Origin of the sequence: Nocardiopsis sp. LDBS0036 (assembly GCF_041228755.1) — a bacterium.
Classification (GTDB): Bacteria; Actinomycetota; Actinomycetes; order Streptosporangiales; family Streptosporangiaceae; genus Nocardiopsis; species Nocardiopsis dassonvillei.
The window spans coordinates 895,587-912,342 of sequence record NZ_CP141103.1; the positions used below are offsets into that span (position 1 = coordinate 895,587).

Consider the following 16,756-nt stretch of genomic DNA (forward strand, 5'->3'; position numbering starts at 1 on the left):
TGCTCAGCCGAGCGCGGCGGCCCGCACCCCCAGGAGTTCATACCAGGCCCGCTCACCCCGCTCGGTGATCCGCAACGCCCTCCCCGAACCCACGCGCGCGCACCACCCCGCGTCCAGCGCGTGGCGGCACAGCGCCGCCCCGGCCGTTCCGGCCAGGTGCGGCAGGCGTTCGGTCCAGTCCAGGCACGAGCGCACCAGCGGGCGCTTTCCCCCGCGCGCCAGCGGTATCCGCTGCTCGGCGAACCAGGCCACCCCGGCCTCGGTGAGCGCGAACCCCGTGTCCTGGGTCAGCAGGCCCCGCCCCGTCATGGCCCGGGTGACGGCGCAGCCCAGCCCTCCGGCCAGGTGGTCGTAGCAGGTGCGCGCCCGCGCCAGGGCCCGGTCGGCGTGCACGGTGCGCAGGGTGCGCGGGCGCTGGTGGGCCGGGCCCGGGTCGGCGTGCGCGGCCAGGGCCTCCACCAGATGCGCCACCGCCTCGTCGGCCAGGCGCACGTAGCGGTGGCGGCCCTGGCGTTCCTGGGCGAGCAGACCGCCCTCGACCAGCCGGGTCAGGTGCTCGCTGACGGTGGAGGCACCCACACCGGTGTGGCGGGCCAGCTCCCCGGCGGTCCAGGCGCGCCCGTCCAGCAGCGCCAGGCACACCCCGGCGCGGGTGGGGTCGGCCAGCAGGGCGGCCAGGGCGGCCAGGCGGGTGGCGTCGGGAGCGTGCATACCTCCAGGATGCGTCGTACACGGTGCGGCGGCGACCGAAACGTGGCGCGCGGCCGGTCCGCACGAACCGGCAGGCCGGAAAAGGGGCGGCGCCCCCACCCGCGGGTAGGTAAGGGGGGAGAGGTCACGCCCATGGACACCGGGCCCACAAGAGTGGCGCCTCCGACCCGGCCCCGCGACGAAGCCTCACGAGCGGCAGCGCACCGCCGTACCCGAACGCAGCGACCCCGTCGCCTCCAGGAGGAACTCCGTGAGCACCACCTCGATCACCACCACCGTCAAGCTCTCCATAAGCCAACCCAACGCCGAGGACGTCAAGGTGTTCTGGCGCCGGGACCACCCCGACCTCCTGGCCCTGGCCCTGGTCGACGTGGCGCCCGGAGTGACCCTGCACCTGCATGACGACAGCGGGGACCGCCCCTACCTGGACAAGCTGATCCAGACCCTGACCCAGGTACGCGACCGGATGTCCGAGAGGTCCGACGACCAGGACACCTGACCGCCGTGCCCGGGCGGGGCGCGGCGACGGTCCACCCGGGCACGGCGTACACGGGGGTCCGGACGGTCAGCGGGTGCCCGTCACCACGGTGGCCTCCCACTCCGGGCAGGAGACCACCTCACAGGCCAGACCGCCTCGGACGAAGGCCTCCCGCGCGGCCAGAACCTGCTCCTGACCCACCTCCACCAGCACCCGGCCGCCCGGAGCCAGCCACCGGCCGGCGTCGGCTGCCACACGGCGCAGCAGGTCCAGCCCGTCCTGTCCCCCGTCCAGGGCCCGCCGGTCCTCGTGCACGCGCGCCTCGGCGGGCAGCAGCGCGATCCGGTCGGTGGGGACGTAGGGCACGTTGGCGACCAGCACCTGGACGCGGCCGCGCAGATCCGGGGGCAGGGCGTCGTACAGGTCGCCCCGGTGCACCCGGTGCCCGGGCAGGTTGCGCCGGGCGCAGGCCACGCTGGCGGCGTCGATGTCGGCGGCGTGCAGGGTGATGTCGGCGCGGGTGTGCGCCAGGACCGCGCCCAGGGCCCCCGAACCGCAGCACAGGTCCACGGCCACGGCGCCGGGGGTGAGCAGGGCGCGGGCCTGGCGGGCCAGGAACTCGGTGCGCGGGCGGGGCACGAACACGCCCTCGTCCACGCGCACGCGCAGCCCGCAGAACAGGGCCCAGCCCAGGACGTGTTCGAGGGGCAGGCCGGCGCAGCGGCGCCGGACCATCCGATCCTGTTCGTCGGGGGTGCGCGCGGCGGAGGCGATCAGGTCCGCCTCCTGCTCGGCGAAGACGCAGCCCGCTTCGCGCAGACGGGCGACGAGGGCAGGGGAGACCGGGGAAGGTGGGGATGCCACGAGAGCCTTTCGACGAACTGTCGGGCGCTCCGGCTACGACGCGGGTGCGTGACCTCGCGGTGGGAACGCCCCTCCTGCGACAGCGGAGATCGTCCTCACCCCCTCGGTTGTGCGGTTCGGTGCCCCGGAACTCTACCCGACCGGGCCCGTCTCAGGAGTCGCGGGGCGGCACCGGCAGGCGTTGCAGGTCCTGGGCCAGCGTGAGGGGCCCGTCGAACTCGGCGGCGGCCTCGGCGAGGAAGCGGGCGTCGTCGCGGTCCTCGTAGCGTTCGGAGATGTGGGTGAGCACCAGGGTGCGCGCCCCGGCGCGCGCGGCCACGCGCCCGGCCTGGCGGGCGGTCAGGTGGCCGTAGGCGCGGGCCAGGTGCTCCTCGGTGTCCAGGTAGGTCGACTCGATCACCAGCATGTCGGCTCCGCGCGCGAGTTCGACCGCCTCCTCGCACTCGGCGGTGTCCATCACGAACGCCATGACCTGGCCCCGGCGCGGCCGCGCGCAGTCGGCCAGCTCCACGCGGCGCCCCTGGGCGGTGGTGACCGACCCCCGCCGCTGGAGTTCGCCGACCATGGGGCCGCGCACGCCGTGGGCGGCCAGCCGTTCGGGCAGCATCCGCCAGCCGTCCGGTTCGGCCAGCCGGTAGCCGTAGGCGGTGGTCGAGTGGCGCAGCGGCAGCGCGGTGACGCGCAGGTCCGACTCGCCCAGCAGACAGGAACCGGTGCCGCCGACCGGCTGGGGGAGTACGACGTCGGTGTCGTGGAAGGCGGTGGCGTGGCGCAGCCGCCGCCAGTAGCTCTGGCCGTCGGCGGGGTAGGCCACGCGCACGGTGTGGGGCACCCGGTCGCGGGCGATGCGCTGGATGGTGCCGGGCAGGCCCAGGCAGTGGTCGCCGTGGAAGTGGGTGACGCAGATGCGGGTGATGTCGGTGGCGGCCAGGCCCGCCAGGCGCATCTGGCGCTGGGTCCCCTCGCCGGGGTCGAACAGGACGCCGTGGGTGTCCCAGCGCAGGAAGTAGCCGTTGTGGTTGCGGCGGCGGGTGGGCACCGCGCTGGAGGTGCCCAGGACCACGAGTTCGCGTACGGACATGGGAGGGATCCTGCCACAGTGCGGGTCGGGGCCCCTGCCAGGAAACGTGCGGGTCCGCGCGTACCCGCGAGCGGGTGCCGACCCTGCTCCCCGTCGCCCGGGAGAGGGGCCAGGACGTCGCCCCGGCCCGTCGGCGCCGACAGGGCCCGCGTGCCGCACGCGCTCACCGCCGACCGGCGGGCCGGGGGAGGGCCCCGCTTACCGGGGGCGGCCTTCGTCGCCGCCGGGACGGAGGGCCCTGGGGGCCACGCGACGTTAGTACAGCCCTCGCTGTATCCATCGCGTTTTCGGGCCCCGGCCAGCAGTCCCCGAGGGCGCCGCCAACGAAACTCCGGGCTCCCCCGCCCTCTTTGTAGCAACACATGTAGTAACACCTTATAAGGTTCACTTATCGGAGGTGAGAACGCGGGGGCGTCTGGACCTTCATTGCGTGTGCGGATTGGCTTTACGTTAACTAATAACGTAACCAACGAAACGTTATTAGTTCCACCGGAGAGCCGACCTGCCAGGGCTCTGCGGTCAGGTGCCCCTGGCGGCCGTCAGTGACGGTCGCGACCTGGGGGAACGGCCCTGGTCGGGATCCAGGACCAGCGCCGTGACGCCGCTGACGGTCTCGGGGCGTGAGCAGGATCGTGCGCTAAGCGCCCTGCACACAGGTCGGCCAGGCGTGGCCTCCTCGCCGTGACGGCGCCGCGGAAAAGCTCTCGCCCAACGACCACAGGCCCTGGCCAGACAAGGGCCGCGCACTGGGGTCAGGCACCCGCGGAGTCGAGCACCAGGCCCAGCGCGCTGAGCCCCGCACGGGAGGGTCAGGCGTCTCCGTTGAGCATGGCGGCGGTCAGGACGCCGCCGGCGACGCCCCAGCCGCCGTCGGCGACCTCCTCGACCAGCACGACGGTGGTGGGTCGGGCCCGCTCACCGTAGATCTCCACGTACAGGTCGGTGGTGCGCTCGACGAGTTTCTTCTTGTCCTCGGGGGTGATGGTGCCCGCGGGGACCTTGAAGTTGGCGAAAGGCATGGGTGTTCCTCCTTGGTTGGGTTCTCCCGTGATGCGGAAGCATGTGTCCGAGAACGTGTGGCCACGGTGCCGTTCTCGGTTGGTGTGGGCGTTGGCAGGTGCCGACGCGGGGGTCAGCGGTTCGTCGGTGCCGAGCCGTTGGCGGGACCGCGCCCGGATCCGGGCGCACATGAGCGGCTCCACCTCGCAGCCGTCGCGGCTGGGGGCGCTGCGTGCGTCAACGGCTTGCGTCGGCGAGGGAGAAGCGGTCGGTGCCGCCCGGCCGGACGCCGGGGGCGACGGGGTGCGGCGTCCGACCGTGGCGTCACACCAGGCCCCCGTTGGCCCGGATGACCTGGCCGTTCACCCAGTGCCCTGCCGGGCTGGCGAGGAAGGCGACCACCTGGGCGATGTCCTGGGGGGTGCCCAGCCGCTCCAGGGGCGCCGCCTTGGCGAGCTGGTCGATCTGCTCGGGGGTCTTGCCTTCGAGGAACAGGTCCGTGGCCGTGGGGCCCGGGGCGACGGTGTTCACGGTGATGTCCCGCCCGCGCAGCTCGCGAGCGAGGATCAGCGTGACCGACTCGACGGCCGCCTTGCTCGCCGCATACGCACCGTAGGCAGGGAAGCTGGTGCCGACCACGGAGGTCGAGAAGCCCACGAACGAGCCTCCCGCGCGCAGTCGTCGGGCGGCCTGCTGGGCGACGACGAAAGCGCCACGGATGTTGGTGCGGTGTACGGCGTCGAGCACCGCCAGGTCGAGGTCGGCGATGGGCGACAGAGCGAGTCGGCCGGCGCAGTTCACCACGGCGTCCACCTCGCCGAACACCTGCTCGGCCCGGTCGAACAGCTCGGCGACCGCGTGCTCGTCCGCCACGTCCGCCCGCACCGAGACCGCCCGCCCGCCGGCGGCGGTGATCGCCGCCACCACCTCCTCGGCGGCGGCCGCGTCGCGGGCGTAGTTCACCACGACGGCGAGGCCGTCCTGGGCGAGTCTGAGGGAGACCGCTCGGCCGATGCCGCGTGATCCGCCGGTAACGACGGCGACACGCGCGTCCGGCGAAGGGGTGCTTGTGGTGTGGTCCGTAGTCATGTCCTCCACGGTGCACGCCGCCGACCGGGGGAACCAGGGGATCTCATCCCCTGTGTCGGCGTCCCGGCCGGACGCAGAATGGATGACATGGGTTCTGTGAGATACACCGAGCTGGGAGCTTTCCTGCGCTCGCGGCGTGAACGCATCCGTCCGGCCGATGTGGGACTTCCCCACGGGCTCCGCCGCCGGGTGCCCGGGCTGCGCCGCGAGGAGGTCGCCCAGCTCGCAGGCGCATCGGTGGACTACTACAACGAACTCGAACGCGGTGCCGGATCCCAGCCCTCCGAGCAGATGGTCGCCGCTCTGGCGAGGGCCCTGCGCCTGACCGCCGACGAGCGCGACTACCTCTACCACCTGGCCGACCGCCCGGTGCCCGCGCACGGCGGACCGGCCTCGCACGTCCACCCCGGCATGCTCGACCTGCTCATCCGTCTGACGTCGACACCCGCGCAGGTCATCACCGACCTGCACGTCACCCTCGTGCAGAACCCGCTGGCGATAGCGCTGCTCGGGGACCACTCCGGCCTCCGCGGCGCCCGGGCCAGCTTCGTCCACCGGTGGTTCACCGAGCCCGGCGCCCGGCAGATGTATCCCGAAGCCGACCACGAGGGCCAGTCCCGGGCCTTCGTCGCCGACCTGCGGGCAGCCGCCGCCAGACGAGGCGCCAAGGACACCGAAGCCCGTTCGATGATCAGCTCGCTGACCGACGCCTCCCCCGAATTCGCCGCCCTGTGGGCCGAACACGACGTGGCGTTCCGGCGCGACGACCGCAAACGCCTCAACCACCCCACGCTCGGCCTGATCGAGGTCAACTGCCTCCACCTGTTCAGCGAGGACGGCCGACAGCGGCTGCTCTGGTTCACCCCCGCGGTCGGCACCGACAGCGCCGACCTCCTTGACCTGCTCGCCGTTCTCGGTACCCAGGAAGTCACCGGACCGGCGCTCTGAGGACCCCCGACCGCGATCCCGGGGCCGTGCAGCGCCCCTCACCGTCCGGGTTGGAAACGGGCGGTGCGCAGCGACCGCGTCACCCACCAGCCCACCACGCGGCGGGAGGACACACCGATCACGAACGCGGCGTAGACCCACCCGGCGGCCGTTGCCCCTTTCGGGCCTGCTGGGTCCCCTCCGGAGGCGACGGGGCCCTCGGGGCGTGCGCATGCCGGCAGCGAACGCGGCCGGACCGGTGAACTACTGTTGCTTGCCATGGCGCACCCCCCGATCGGCCTCACCGCGGAGTTGGTCCGAGGTCTGCTGCTCGAACAGCACCCCGACCTCGCCGACCGCCCCCTGCACTCGGGATCGCGGGGCTGGGGAAACCAGATGTGGCGGCTGGGTGACGACCTCGCCGTCCGGCTGCCCTGGTCATGGCGGTCCACCAACGCGCTGATGCAGGGAGAGCTCCCCTGGCTGCCCGCGCTCGCCCCGCGCCTTCCCCTGCCGGTCCCGGTCCCGCTGCGGCTGGGCGTGCCCAGCCCCCGGTTCGAACGGCCCTGGATCGTCACCACCTGGGTACCGGGCACACCCGCCGACCTGGCCCCCGCCACGGACGCCGAACGGGCGGCCGAGGACCTGGCCGCCTTCCTGACCGCTCTGCACCAGCCCGCCCCCGACAACGCCCCCGCCAGCGGCAAGGGCGGCCCCCTCACCGACTGCGCTGAGCAGTTCCGCGAACAGTTCGCCTCGGCCACCGCGATGGGGCTGGTCGAGGATCCGGACGCCGTCCGCGCGATCTGGAGGAACGCCGTCGCCGCACCCGCGTGGCGGGGCCCCGCGCTGTGGCTGCACGGCGACCTGCACCCGGCCAACGTCCTGACCGCGGACGGCACCTTCTGCGGCGTGGTCGACTTCGGCGACCTGTCCACGGGCGACCCGGCCTGCGATCTGGCCGCCGCCTGGATCCTGCTGCCGGACGGCGCCGTCAGGCGCTTCTACCGCGCCTACCGGCCGACCCCGGACCCCGCGACCCTGCGCCGGGCCCGCGGGTGGGCCGTGCTGTGCGCCCTGGGCGGCCTCCTCGTCGGCGAGGCCGGGGTCCGCGGACGCGCGGGCGGCCACGCCAGCTGGGGGGCGCCCGCCCGCGCCGCGCTACGGCGCCTCACCAAGGGCTGAACAGGGCCCCGGCGGGGAGAAAGGCGTGCGCCGGGCGGGTGCTCGGCCCGGCGCACACCCCCTCCGCGCGGGGTCAGCCGTTGTAGGGGGCCGCGACGTCCAGGACCCAGACGACGCCGAAGCGGTCCTTGAGCATCCCGTAGAGCGGCGCCCACTGGGAGGGCTCCAGCGGCTGCACGATGGTCGAGCCCACGGACAGCTTCTCCCAGAAGCCGGTGATCTCGTCGGCGCTGTCACCGCGCACGGAGACGAAGACGGCGTTCTCGCCCTGGTCCCACGGCATCGCCGAGGGCACGTCGTAGGCCATGACGCGGAACCCGTTGTCCGCGACCACCTGGCCCCAGACCACCCAGTCCGCCTCGTCGGGGTTGGTCACGTTGCCCGCGTCCTTGTAGGTGACGGCGACGACGTCCCCGCCGAAGACGGAGTGGTAGAAGTCGAGCGCCGCGCGGGCGTCGCCGCGCAGGTTCAGGTGGGTCGTGGTCGTGACGGACATGCCGGCTCCCTGGTCGTGTGGGTGTGGACATGCGCCGAGCGGGTGCGTGTCACGGGCGGACGCCACCGCTCCCCTTGGCGGCGGGCACCTGGTGCCCGCCGCCGATGGGCCGTGACCCGCGATGACCGCGCCTGTGTCGGTCCCCGTCGGCGTCTGCGGTCTCACATTGGCAGGGGTAGGGGCCAGGGTGTGTCCTCTATTTCCAGCAGGATGGATCCCATGGTGATGAAGACTTCCGCCCGCCTGCTGGCGCTGCTCTCCGTGCTCCAGACCCGCCGGGACTGGTCGGGGCAGGACCTGGCCGACCGGCTGGACGTCAGTGCGCGCACGGTCCGACGTGACGTGGACCGTCTGCGCGAACTCGGCTACCCGATCACGACCTTCAAGGGGCCCGACGGCGGGTACCGGCTCGACGCGGGGTCGCGGATGCCCCCGCTGCTGTTCGACGACGAGCAGGCCGTCGCGCTGGCCGTCGCGCTCCAGGCGGCCACGGCCACCGGCGCCGGGATCGGGGAGGCCGCGGCGCGCGCCCTCAACACCGTTCGACAGGTCATGCCCGCCCGCCTGCGCCAACGGATCAACGCGGTCCGGGTCGCCGTGGTCGCCCCGCCCTCCGCCCCGCGGGCGCGGGCCGACGGCGGGCTGCTCACGGCGATCAGCGCCGCCGTGCACGCCCGCGAGGAACTGCGCCTGGACTACGCCCCCGCCTTCCGGTCCGCCTCCCGGGACGAGGCCGCCGTGGGCCCGCGCCGGGTCCAGCCCCACCACCTGGTCACCTGGGCGGGGCACTGGTACCTCCTGGCCTGGGACGTCGAGCGCGAGGACTGGCGGACCCTGCGGGTGGACCGCATCGCGCTGCGCAGTCCCAACGGCCCCCGGTTCACCCCTCGGGAGGTGCCCGGGGGTGATGTGGCGGCCTTCCTCATCGGCAGGTTCCGGGGCTCGGACGGAACGGTCGACTGGCCCTGCCGCGGTGAGGTGATCCTCGACCTGCCCGCCCGCGCCGTCGCTCCCTTCGCGCACGACGGGCTGGTCGAGGAGGTGGGTCCCGAGCGCTGCCGCCTGGTCCTCGGCTCCTGGTCGTGGGTCGGCCTGGCCTCGGCCGTCGGCCGCTTCGACGCCGACTTCGAGGTCGTCGGACCGCCCGAGCTGGAGGACGCCTTCGCGCGGCTGGCCCGCCGTTACGCGGGCGGCGGCCGTCAGGCCCGCGCCCCCGAGCGCTGACCGCGCCGGAGGGCGGATCGCCGCACTCCGGGGCGCGGGCGGCCCCGGCCCCGGACGGGTGAGACCGGTGGGGGTTCGAAGCCCCGGCCGGGAGGCCTTTGGTGCGCGGAATCGGGCGTACAGAAGGGGATGCAGCGCCCATAATGATGGTTCGTGATCATAGACAAGGCGATTTACCACGACGGCAGGCGCCAGGAGATCGAGGGCGACATCAGCGACGCCTTCGACGAGGCCCGCCGCGAACAGGGCGACTGCTTCGTGTGGATCGGGCTCCACGAACCCACCGCGGAGGAGTTCGGCCTCATCGAGGAGGAGCTCACCCTCCACCCCCTGGCCGTGGAGGACGCGCTCACCGCCCACCAGCGCCCCAAACTGGAACACTACGACGACACCCTGTTCGCCGTGGTCAAGACGCTCGCCTACCACGAGGAGACCTCCGACGTCGAGGTCGGCGAGGCGACGCTGTTCATCGGCGAGGACTTCGTGGTCAGTGTCCGCCACGGCGCCGCCAATCCGCTCGACCGCGTCCGCAGGCGTCTGGAGGCCGATCCCACCCTGCTGGCCATGGGCCCCGCCGCCGTGCTCTACGGGGTGTGCGACGAGATCGTCGACCACTACGGCACGGTGGTGCACGAGATCGAGTCCGACATCATCGAGCTGGAGCGCGCGGTCTTCCGTCCCCGCGGCTCGGACGTGACCGAGGACATCTACCACCTCAAACGCGAGGTGCTGGAGTTCCGCAGCGCGGAGAGCCCGCTCATCCCGGTGCTGGAGGAGATCGCCAAGGGGCGCATCCAGCGGTTCGAGGAGACCAGGGAGTACTTCCGCGACGTCCTGGACCACCTGCTGCGGGTGGACGACCAGGTCGACGACCACAACGAGCTGCTCACCAGCGCGCTCACCGCCCACCTGGCCCTGCTGGGCAAGCAGCAGAACGAGGACGTCCGCAAGATCTCCTCCTGGGCGGCCGTCATCGCGATTCCCACCATGATCGCCGGGTTCTACGGCATGAACTTCGACCACATGCCCGAACTGCACTGGCTGTTCGGATACCCCCTCATCATGGGCGTGATGGTCGGCGCCTCCGGCCTGGCCTACCACCGGCTGCGCAAGAACGGCTGGTTGTAGACGCCCCGGGCCGGGGGCGCGGCTTCCTCGCCGGTCCGGGCACGGTCCACGAACGCGGATCCCCTCTCCGCACCGCACAGGCTCCTCCCTGATACGCACAACCCCTTGCCTAACACCCTTAGGAAAAAGTACAGTGGTTTCCGGCAGAGAGGGGAGAGGTTATGGCACGCGCGGGACTGACCACCGAACGCCTCACCGAGGCGGGAGCAGAGCTGGCAGACGAGGTCGGCTTCGAGCGGGTGACCGTCTCGGAGTTGGCCCGGCGCTTCGACGTCAAGGTCGCCAGCCTGTACTCACACCTGCGCAACTCCCAGGACCTGAGAACACAGATCGCCCTGCTCGCCCTGGAGGAACTCGCCGACCGGGCCGCCGACGCCCTGGCCGGACGGGCGGGCAAGGACGCCCTGACCGCCCTGGCCAACGTCTACCGCGACTACGCCCGCGAGCATCCGGGCCGCTACGCCGCGGCCCAGCTCAGACTCGACCCGCAGACGGCCGCCGCCAGCGCCGGTGTCCGGCACGCACAGATGACGCGGGCGATCCTGCGCGGCTACGACCTGACCGAGCCGGACCAGACCCACGCGGTCCGCCTGCTGGGCAGCGTCTTCCACGGCTACGTGACCCTGGAACTGGGCGGAGGGTTCAGCCACAGCGCCCCCGACACCCAGGAGACCTGGACACGGACCCTGGACGCCCTCGACGCCCTGCTGCGCAACTGGCCCGAGCCCTGACCGCGGCCCCCGCACCCTCCCGCCGGCGCCGAGCCGCGCCCGCCGACCCACCAGACTTCACGACGACCCCGACCACCAGGTTGACACCATGAACACCCAGCAGCACTGGACCACCACACCCCTCACCGCGGACCTCCTGCGCGGCGCCCTCGACCTGGAGCGCACCGAGCGCGGCGTGCTGCCGCACCGGCTGCCCGCGCGGGCCCGCGCCCAGTGCGGGGACCCGCAGCTGCTCATGGCCGAGTCCCAGCCCTCCGGGGTACGGCTGGCCCTGCGGACCCGGGCCACCGCCCTCGAACTCGACACGCTGCCCACCAAGCGCGCCTACACGGGGGCCCCGCCCCGCCCGGACGGCGTGTACGACCTGCTCGTGGACGGACGCCTCGTCGACCAGGCCACTGCGACCGGCGGCGACACCCTGACCGTCGACATGGCCACCGGCTCGGTCGAGCACCGGCCCGGACCCGTGGCCACCGTGCGCTTCACCGGCCTGCCCGACCGCGTCAAGGACGTCGAGATCTGGCTGCCGCACAACGAGACCACCGAACTCGTCGCCCTGCGCACCGACGCGGCCGTCGAACCCGCACCCGACCGGGGACGCAGGGTGTGGCTGCACCACGGCAGCTCCATCAGCCACGGCTCCAACGCCGCCAGCCCCACCACCGTCTGGCCCGCGCTGGCCGCCTCCCTCGGCGGTGTGGAACTGGTCAACCTCGGCCTGGGCGGCAGCGCCCTGCTCGACCCGTTCACGGCCCGCGCCATGCGCGACGCCCCCGCCGACCTGATCAGCCTCAAGATCGGCATCAACCTGGTCAACGCCGACCTGATGCGCCTGCGCGCCTTCGGTCCCGCGGTGCACGGCTTCCTGGACACCCTCCGGGAGGGGCACCCCAGCACACCGCTGCTGGTCGTCTCGCCGATCCTGTGCCCCATCCACGAGGACACACCCGGCCCGTGCGCCTTCGACCCGGACTCCCTGCGCGCCGGGGAACTGCGGTTCCGGGCCACCGGCGACCCCGGCGAGCGGGCCGCCGGAAAGCTGACGCTCACCGTCATCCGCGAGGAGCTGTCGCGTGTCGTGCGCCAACGCGCGGCCGAGGACCCGAACCTGCACTACCTCGACGGCCGCGAACTCTACGGTGAGGCGGACAACACCGAACTGCCGCTGCCCGACGACCTGCACCCGGACGCCGCCACACACCGGCGCATCGGTGAGCGCTTCGCCGAACGCGCCTTCGGCGCGGGCGGCCCGTTCCACGGCCACAGACCCTGAAGGCCCGACCGGCCCGCCCTTCCCTCGCGGGTCAGGCCGGTCCGGAGCGCGCGGACACCAACTTCTGGGCCTCGCGCACGATCTGGGCCAGCCGGGAGTGGTGGGCGCCGGGCCAGTACACCCGCTCGCACCCGGAGCAGCGCGCGAACACGTCGTAGGTGGCGCGGGTGCCCGCCTCCAGGTCCTCGCGTACCTCCTCCTTGGCGGCGTGCACCAGTGCGCCGTTGCACGCCGGGCAGCGGGTCCAGGGCCGCAGAGGCGGAGCGAAGCGCTCCAGCACCTCGCGCAGCTGCTCGGCGGGCCGCTGCTCGCGCACGTAGCCGCCCGCCCGCAGGCCGCTGCGGCTCAACAGTCCGCGGTCGCGGGTGAGCAGCACCCTGTCCTCGGCGTTGGCCTGGCGGAACAGGGAGGGGTCGTCGCGGTCGTTGTCGTAGGCGGTGTCCAGACCCAGCAGGCGCAGGCGCCGGGCCAGGGTGCCCAGGTGCACGTCGAGCAGGAACCGCGGCTCGGCGAAGGGCAGTCGCTGCGGGTACTGCACGGGCAGGACCTCCACGGCCTCGCCCGGGGCGGGGATGTGGGAGGCGGGGGTGGTGCGGCCGTCGACGCGCAGCGCGCCGACCTCGGTCAGGGGTACGCCCAACGACTGGACGACGTGTCCGAGGGTGGAGGTGGAGTCGCCCTCCAGGCGCACGGTTCCGCTCCGGTGCCGTGAGGGCAGGAAGAACCGCAGTTCGGGCGCGAAGCTCAGGTCCAGCATCGGTTCTCTTCCTTCCAGCGGGCCGTTCCCGCCCGCGGACCATGGGGCCGATCGGTCGCGGCGGGCCGCGGTGCGGCAGGTACCCGGCGCGGCCGGTGCGCGGTTCAGGACAGGAGCGGGCGGACCCGTTCGGCGGTGAAGCGCACGAAGCCCTCGGGGTCGGGCTCGTCGGCCGTGGGCTGCAACACCACGGTGTCGGCTCCGGCCTCGGCCATGTGCCGCACCGCCTCGGCGACGCGGTCGGCGTCTCCGGCCACGCCGGTCTGCGGCGTCAGGCCCTCGGCGCGCAGTTCGGCGGCCATGCGCCGGTCGGCGCCGGGGCCGGTGGCGGCGAGCAGGTAGACGGTCACGGGGTGGTGGCCGGGACGCCCTGCGGCCTCGCGCCCCTGGTCGACCAGCCTCCGTGCCCGTCGCACGCCGTCCACTCCCGCCGCGGCGTCCAGGATGGTGCCGTCGGCGGCCTGTCCGCTCAGGTGCAGGGTCCGCGGTCCGCGGGCACCGGCCAGTACGGGGACGGGGGCGGTGGGAGGGTAGTCCAGGGCGACGTCGTCCAAGGTGACGTAACGGCCCCGGGAGGTGACCCGCTCCCCGGCCAGCAGGGCGCGCAGCGCGTCCAGGTGTTCGCGCAGGAGGGCGAGAGGGGAGTCGGGGCGCGCGCCGACCTGGGCCATCCAGTCCTGCACGCCGTGGCCCACGCCGATGCGCACGCGGCCGGGGAAGAGCCGGTGCAGGGTGGCGGTCTCCATCGCGGTCAGGGCGACGTTGCGCAGGGGGACGGGGAGCAGGCCCACGCCCACGGTGAGGTTCTCGGTCCAGGCCAGGGCGGCGGAGGCGGCGGCCACGCCGCTCTCCAGGAAGCAGTCCTCCCACAGCCAGAGCTGGTCGAGTCCGGCCTCGTCGGCCGCGCGGGCCACGGAGCGCAGGCGCTCGGGGGGCAGTTGGGGGCGGAAGACGGCTCCGAGTTCGGTCATGGTGCCGTTCTACCGGGCGGGGGTGGGCGGGGACAACGACTTTTGCCCTCTCCGCCGCCGGTGACGCGGGCCGGGGCCTCCATCGGCGGGGAAGGGCCCGGTCGGTCGCTCAGGGCGCGAGGCGCACCACGCCGCCGGAGTCCGTCACCGCGACCAGGGTGATCTCGAAGCCGTTCATGACGAACACGCCCCCGGGCCCCTCCCCGTCCGGGGGCGGGAGGCGACCCGACAGGGTGGTGCCGGGGCCGTAGCCGCTGACGTCCAGCCCGTCCTCGCCCACGGCGTCGACCACGAACCGGTCCACGCCGTGGGAGCCGTCCATGGCGAACTCGTCGCCGCTCTCCACCAGCACCTCGCAGTCGGCGTCGGCGCAGGCCTGCAGGTCGGTGCCGTCTGCGGCCTCGGGCGGCGCCGGGGCGGCGGGAGAGGAGGGGGCGTCCCCGGGAGGGGAGGCGTCGGCGGCCGAGGGACCGGAGTCCGCCGCGTCCTGCTCCTGCGCTCCGGCGCAGCCGCCGAGCAGGGCGGTTGCGGCCCCGGCGGCTGCCAGGACGCGGATCCGGTGGAGGGTGGTGGTCATGGTGCCCCGTCCATGGGTCGGGCCGCGCACACCCGGGGGCGGGGGGAGGCCGCGCGGCGGTGGCCTCGTCGCCGACGGTTGTGCCCCGGCCGTGCGGTGTCCATACCCCCGCCGATGTGGTGCGCGTCACTCCAGGGCGGGTCGCGCCGACGGCACTTCCGGTCACGAGCCCAGCCCCCGGGGGTTGGGCTCGTTAGGCTGGGGTCCAGTGCACCCGAGCGAAGAGGCGGCGCCCATGGGCCCGGTGGTGGAGTCGGTCAGCTGCGGTTCCGGACACACCTTCAGCAAGGAGGTCCTGCCACGGATCCGCCTTCTGGCCGGGCTGGGCGTGGAGGGTGACGCCCACCTGGGCGCCACCGTTCAGCACCTGTCCCGGATCGCGGTGAATCCCGACCAGCCCAATCTGCGCCAGGTCCACCTGGTGGCCGCCGAACTCCTGGAGGAGGTCGGCGAGGCGGGATTCGCGGTCTCCCCGGGCCAACTGGGCGAGAACATCACCACCCGCGGTCTGGACCTGCTGTCCCTGTCCGCGGGCACCGTCCTGTCCTTCGGTGACGGGGCCAGCGTGCGGGTCACCGGCCTGCGCAATCCCTGCGCGCAGATCGACGGTTTCTCCCGGGGGCTGCTCAAACAGGTTCTGCGTCGCGGGGAGGACGGCACCGTGGTGCGCAGGGCCGGAGTCATGGGCGTCGTGCTGACCAGCGGCACCGTCGAACCCGGTATGCCGGTGCGCGTGCGGGTGCCCCGGGGCGCCCACACACCTCTCGAACGGGTGTGAGGGGAAGTCCTCAAGGTCTTCGACGCCCGTGAGGCCGACAGCTCGGTTCGGCGTGCCGGGCGGCGCGTTCGCCGACGTACTTCTCCGCGCAGGCGCTGCGGCGGATCAGGGCCGGGCGCGACCCGCAGGGCGCGGTCCAACCACCCCGTGCCGGGCTGAGGCGGTCACGGTCCGGGCGGCCACTGCCCGGACCGTGGCCGGTGCCTCAGCTCTCGCCGCGCCGCAGGAGGCGGTCGTGGCGCTGGCGGGCGGCCTGGGCCGAGCCCAGCCCGAGGCCGAAGGCGATCTCCTGCCAGGTCATGCCGCGCCCCTTGGACATCTGCAGCAGTCCGGCCTCCAGCTGGTCGAACTCGGCGCGCGCCCAGGGCACCAGGGTCAGGGCGGCGGTGAGGTCGTCCTGGTCCACGGCCGGAGCGTCGGGGTCGGGCTGGGCGCCGCCCGCGGCCAGGTCGGCGACGCGCCGCAGGGCGTCCAGGGGCGCCATGGGCATGCGCGCCTCGTCCCAGCGCGTGCGGTGCTCGCCGGTGGCGTGGCGTTCGGTGATGCGCAGCAGCGCCTCGTGGGTGCGCATGCGGCGGGCGCTTCGCGGGTCGGGTCGGGTGAAGGCGCTCTCGTGCTGTTCCTCGCTCATGCCTCCAGGATGAGGGCGCAAACACCCTGTTGTCAACTAATGGTTTTCAACGACTTGTTCACTCCGGGTTCCGGTCGGCCAGGAACTCCGCGAAGGTCACCTTGCCCACCGCCCGGTCCGGGGCCAGGTGGCCTCCGGCGCGGTAGGCGGCGAAGACGGCGCCCGGCAGGCGTACGGGCACCGTCCGCAGGTCCGTCCCCGCCCAGCGCTGGTAGGCCGCGGCCAGGTCGCGGAAGGACTCCACGCGCGGGCCGCCCATGTCCGCCACGCGCCCGGCCGGAGGACGGTCGGCCAGGTGGGCCAGGCGGGAGGCGACCTCCTCGACCGCCACGGGCTGCACGTCCACGTCGGGGACGGGCATGAGGGGCAGGCGGGCCGCGCCCGCGCACAGCCTGCGCACCAGGTCGTGGAACTGGGTGGCGCGCAGCACCGTCCACCCCAGACCGGAGGCCGCCAGCGCGCTCTCCACGGTGTGCTTGGTCCCGTAGTAGCCCAGCGGAACCCGGTCCACGCCGACGATGGAGACGTAGACCAGGTGCGCCACACCCGCCTCGCGGACCGCGCGGATCAGGTGGGTGGCCGCCTCGATGTCGCCGCCCGAGGGCGTGCTGGCGCAGTGCACGACGGTGTCCACGCCCTGGACCGCGTCGGACAGCCCGGTGCCCCGGCGCAGGTCCACGGCGAAGGACGCGGGGTCCTCCGGATCGGGGTGGCGGCTCAGGCTGCGCACCTGGTGCCCGGCCCGGCGCAGGCGTTCCACGACGGGCCGTCCCAGGGTGCCGGTGCCGCCGGTGACGAGGACTGTCTTCATGGGCGCTCCTTCGCTTCCCGGAGGAACCATGCTAGGTCTCGGGGG

Annotated in this window: 19 protein-coding genes; 8 read left to right on the forward strand and 11 right to left on the reverse strand. The window is 73.6% G+C overall.

The window, feature by feature from the left end; all coding sequences use genetic code 11:
- Nucleotides 1-3: 3 nt before the first annotated feature.
- Complete coding sequence (locus UIS43_RS03620; protein WP_013153021.1) at nt 4-711, reverse strand: helix-turn-helix transcriptional regulator; 708 nt, start codon at nt 709-711, stop codon at nt 4-6.
- A 250-nt stretch (nt 712-961) separates the two neighbouring features.
- On the opposite strand from UIS43_RS03620, the gene UIS43_RS03625 reads away from it, so the two are divergent.
- A complete protein-coding gene (locus UIS43_RS03625; protein ID WP_013153022.1) occupies nt 962-1,210 on the forward strand; it encodes a hypothetical protein in 249 nt (82 codons plus the stop codon).
- Nucleotides 1,211-1,276: 66 nt separating this feature from the next.
- Here UIS43_RS03625 and UIS43_RS03630 read toward each other — a convergent pair whose 3' ends face one another.
- From UIS43_RS03630 to UIS43_RS03645, 4 genes are all read right to left on the reverse strand, one after another.
- Nucleotides 1,277-2,053, reverse strand: coding sequence for a putative protein N(5)-glutamine methyltransferase (locus UIS43_RS03630; protein WP_013153023.1), 777 nt, complete (start codon nt 2,051-2,053; stop codon nt 1,277-1,279).
- 151 nt (nt 2,054-2,204) lie between these two features.
- Nucleotides 2,205-3,134: a ribonuclease Z gene (locus tag UIS43_RS03635; protein ID WP_013153024.1), complete on the reverse strand. Its 930-nt coding sequence runs from the start codon at nt 3,132-3,134 to the stop codon at nt 2,205-2,207.
- Nucleotides 3,135-3,943: 809 nt separating this feature from the next.
- Nucleotides 3,944-4,153 (reverse strand): 4-oxalocrotonate tautomerase family protein, encoded by a 210-nt coding sequence (locus UIS43_RS03640; protein WP_013153026.1) that lies wholly within the window; start codon nt 4,151-4,153, stop codon nt 3,944-3,946.
- 304 nt (nt 4,154-4,457) lie between these two features.
- Complete coding sequence (locus UIS43_RS03645; protein WP_013153027.1) at nt 4,458-5,222, reverse strand: SDR family oxidoreductase; 765 nt, start codon at nt 5,220-5,222, stop codon at nt 4,458-4,460.
- Between the two features lie 87 nt (nt 5,223-5,309).
- Between UIS43_RS03645 and UIS43_RS03650 the strand changes: the two genes are divergently transcribed.
- Both UIS43_RS03650 and UIS43_RS03655 read left to right on the forward strand, forming a co-directional pair.
- Nucleotides 5,310-6,170: a helix-turn-helix transcriptional regulator gene (locus UIS43_RS03650; RefSeq protein WP_210745396.1), complete on the forward strand. Its 861-nt coding sequence runs from the start codon at nt 5,310-5,312 to the stop codon at nt 6,168-6,170.
- A gap of 258 nt (nt 6,171-6,428) precedes the next feature.
- Complete coding sequence (locus tag UIS43_RS03655; protein ID WP_013153029.1) at nt 6,429-7,334, forward strand: aminoglycoside phosphotransferase family protein; 906 nt, start codon at nt 6,429-6,431, stop codon at nt 7,332-7,334.
- A 73-nt stretch (nt 7,335-7,407) separates the two neighbouring features.
- On the opposite strand, the gene UIS43_RS03660 is transcribed toward UIS43_RS03655, so the two are convergent.
- Complete coding sequence (locus tag UIS43_RS03660; protein ID WP_013153030.1) at nt 7,408-7,830, reverse strand: VOC family protein; 423 nt, start codon at nt 7,828-7,830, stop codon at nt 7,408-7,410.
- A 219-nt stretch (nt 7,831-8,049) separates the two neighbouring features.
- On the opposite strand from UIS43_RS03660, the gene UIS43_RS03665 reads away from it, so the two are divergent.
- The 4 genes from UIS43_RS03665 (at nt 8,050) to UIS43_RS03680 (ending at nt 12,186) form a co-directional block, all read left to right on the forward strand.
- A complete protein-coding gene (locus UIS43_RS03665; protein WP_071622051.1) occupies nt 8,050-9,054 on the forward strand; it encodes a YafY family protein in 1,005 nt (334 codons plus the stop codon).
- 153 nt (nt 9,055-9,207) lie between these two features.
- Nucleotides 9,208-10,182: a magnesium/cobalt transporter CorA gene (gene corA, locus UIS43_RS03670; RefSeq protein WP_013153032.1), complete on the forward strand. Its 975-nt coding sequence runs from the start codon at nt 9,208-9,210 to the stop codon at nt 10,180-10,182.
- Nucleotides 10,183-10,343: 161 nt separating this feature from the next.
- Nucleotides 10,344-10,913, forward strand: a complete 570-nt coding sequence (locus UIS43_RS03675) for a TetR/AcrR family transcriptional regulator (protein WP_013153033.1) — start codon at nt 10,344-10,346, stop codon at nt 10,911-10,913.
- A gap of 88 nt (nt 10,914-11,001) precedes the next feature.
- Nucleotides 11,002-12,186, forward strand: a complete 1,185-nt coding sequence (locus UIS43_RS03680) for a GDSL-type esterase/lipase family protein (protein WP_370012461.1) — start codon at nt 11,002-11,004, stop codon at nt 12,184-12,186.
- A 31-nt stretch (nt 12,187-12,217) separates the two neighbouring features.
- Here UIS43_RS03680 and UIS43_RS03685 read toward each other — a convergent pair whose 3' ends face one another.
- The 3 genes from UIS43_RS03685 to UIS43_RS03695 all read right to left on the reverse strand — a co-directional run bounded on the left by UIS43_RS03685 (nt 12,218) and on the right by UIS43_RS03695 (nt 14,491).
- Nucleotides 12,218-12,943, reverse strand: a complete 726-nt coding sequence (locus tag UIS43_RS03685; RefSeq protein ID WP_370012463.1) for a Mut7-C RNAse domain-containing protein — start codon at nt 12,941-12,943, stop codon at nt 12,218-12,220.
- Nucleotides 12,944-13,047: 104 nt separating this feature from the next.
- Complete coding sequence (locus UIS43_RS03690; RefSeq protein ID WP_013153036.1) at nt 13,048-13,914, reverse strand: LLM class flavin-dependent oxidoreductase; 867 nt, start codon at nt 13,912-13,914, stop codon at nt 13,048-13,050.
- Between the two features lie 109 nt (nt 13,915-14,023).
- Nucleotides 14,024-14,491, reverse strand: a complete 468-nt coding sequence (locus tag UIS43_RS03695) for a hypothetical protein (protein WP_013153037.1) — start codon at nt 14,489-14,491, stop codon at nt 14,024-14,026.
- Nucleotides 14,492-14,726: 235 nt separating this feature from the next.
- Here UIS43_RS03695 and UIS43_RS03700 point away from each other — a divergent pair, with 235 nt between their 5' ends.
- Nucleotides 14,727-15,269, forward strand: coding sequence for an MOSC domain-containing protein (locus tag UIS43_RS03700; RefSeq protein WP_071622055.1), 543 nt, complete (start codon nt 14,727-14,729; stop codon nt 15,267-15,269).
- A gap of 205 nt (nt 15,270-15,474) precedes the next feature.
- On the opposite strand, the gene UIS43_RS03705 is transcribed toward UIS43_RS03700, so the two are convergent.
- Nucleotides 15,475-15,900, reverse strand: a complete 426-nt coding sequence (locus UIS43_RS03705) for a hypothetical protein (RefSeq protein WP_013153039.1) — start codon at nt 15,898-15,900, stop codon at nt 15,475-15,477.
- Between the two features lie 58 nt (nt 15,901-15,958).
- A complete protein-coding gene (locus UIS43_RS03710) occupies nt 15,959-16,711 on the reverse strand; it encodes an SDR family oxidoreductase (RefSeq protein WP_013153040.1) in 753 nt (250 codons plus the stop codon).
- Nucleotides 16,712-16,756: the final 45 nt, after the last annotated feature.

Bases quoted from the DNA above. Each gene is read 5' to 3' on its own strand.
- UIS43_RS03705 (WP_013153039.1), bottom strand. From the start codon at position 15,900: ATGAGCGAGGAACAGCACGAGAGCGCCTTCACCCGACCCGACCCGCGA.
- UIS43_RS03710 (WP_013153040.1), bottom strand. From the start codon at position 16,711: ATGAAGACAGTCCTCGTCACCGGCGGCACCGGCACCCTGGGACGGCCC.
- UIS43_RS03695 (WP_013153037.1), bottom strand. From the start codon at position 14,491: ATGACCACCACCCTCCACCGGATCCGCGTCCTGGCAGCCGCCGGGGCC.
- UIS43_RS03685 (WP_370012463.1), bottom strand. From the start codon at position 12,943: ATGCTGGACCTGAGCTTCGCGCCCGAACTGCGGTTCTTCCTGCCCTCA.
- UIS43_RS03690 (WP_013153036.1), bottom strand. From the start codon at position 13,914: ATGACCGAACTCGGAGCCGTCTTCCGCCCCCAACTGCCCCCCGAGCGC.
- UIS43_RS03635 (WP_013153024.1), bottom strand. From the start codon at position 3,134: ATGTCCGTACGCGAACTCGTGGTCCTGGGCACCTCCAGCGCGGTGCCC.
- UIS43_RS03640 (WP_013153026.1), bottom strand. From the start codon at position 4,153: ATGCCTTTCGCCAACTTCAAGGTCCCCGCGGGCACCATCACCCCCGAG.
- UIS43_RS03655 (WP_013153029.1), top strand. From the start codon at position 6,429: ATGGCGCACCCCCCGATCGGCCTCACCGCGGAGTTGGTCCGAGGTCTG.
- UIS43_RS03620 (WP_013153021.1), bottom strand. From the start codon at position 711: ATGCACGCTCCCGACGCCACCCGCCTGGCCGCCCTGGCCGCCCTGCTG.
- UIS43_RS03650 (WP_210745396.1), top strand. From the start codon at position 5,310: ATGGGTTCTGTGAGATACACCGAGCTGGGAGCTTTCCTGCGCTCGCGG.
- UIS43_RS03645 (WP_013153027.1), bottom strand. From the start codon at position 5,222: ATGACTACGGACCACACCACAAGCACCCCTTCGCCGGACGCGCGTGTC.
- UIS43_RS03665 (WP_071622051.1), top strand. From the start codon at position 8,050: ATGGTGATGAAGACTTCCGCCCGCCTGCTGGCGCTGCTCTCCGTGCTC.
- UIS43_RS03700 (WP_071622055.1), top strand. From the start codon at position 14,727: ATGGGCCCGGTGGTGGAGTCGGTCAGCTGCGGTTCCGGACACACCTTC.
- UIS43_RS03660 (WP_013153030.1), bottom strand. From the start codon at position 7,830: ATGTCCGTCACGACCACGACCCACCTGAACCTGCGCGGCGACGCCCGC.
- UIS43_RS03680 (WP_370012461.1), top strand. From the start codon at position 11,002: ATGAACACCCAGCAGCACTGGACCACCACACCCCTCACCGCGGACCTC.
- UIS43_RS03675 (WP_013153033.1), top strand. From the start codon at position 10,344: ATGGCACGCGCGGGACTGACCACCGAACGCCTCACCGAGGCGGGAGCA.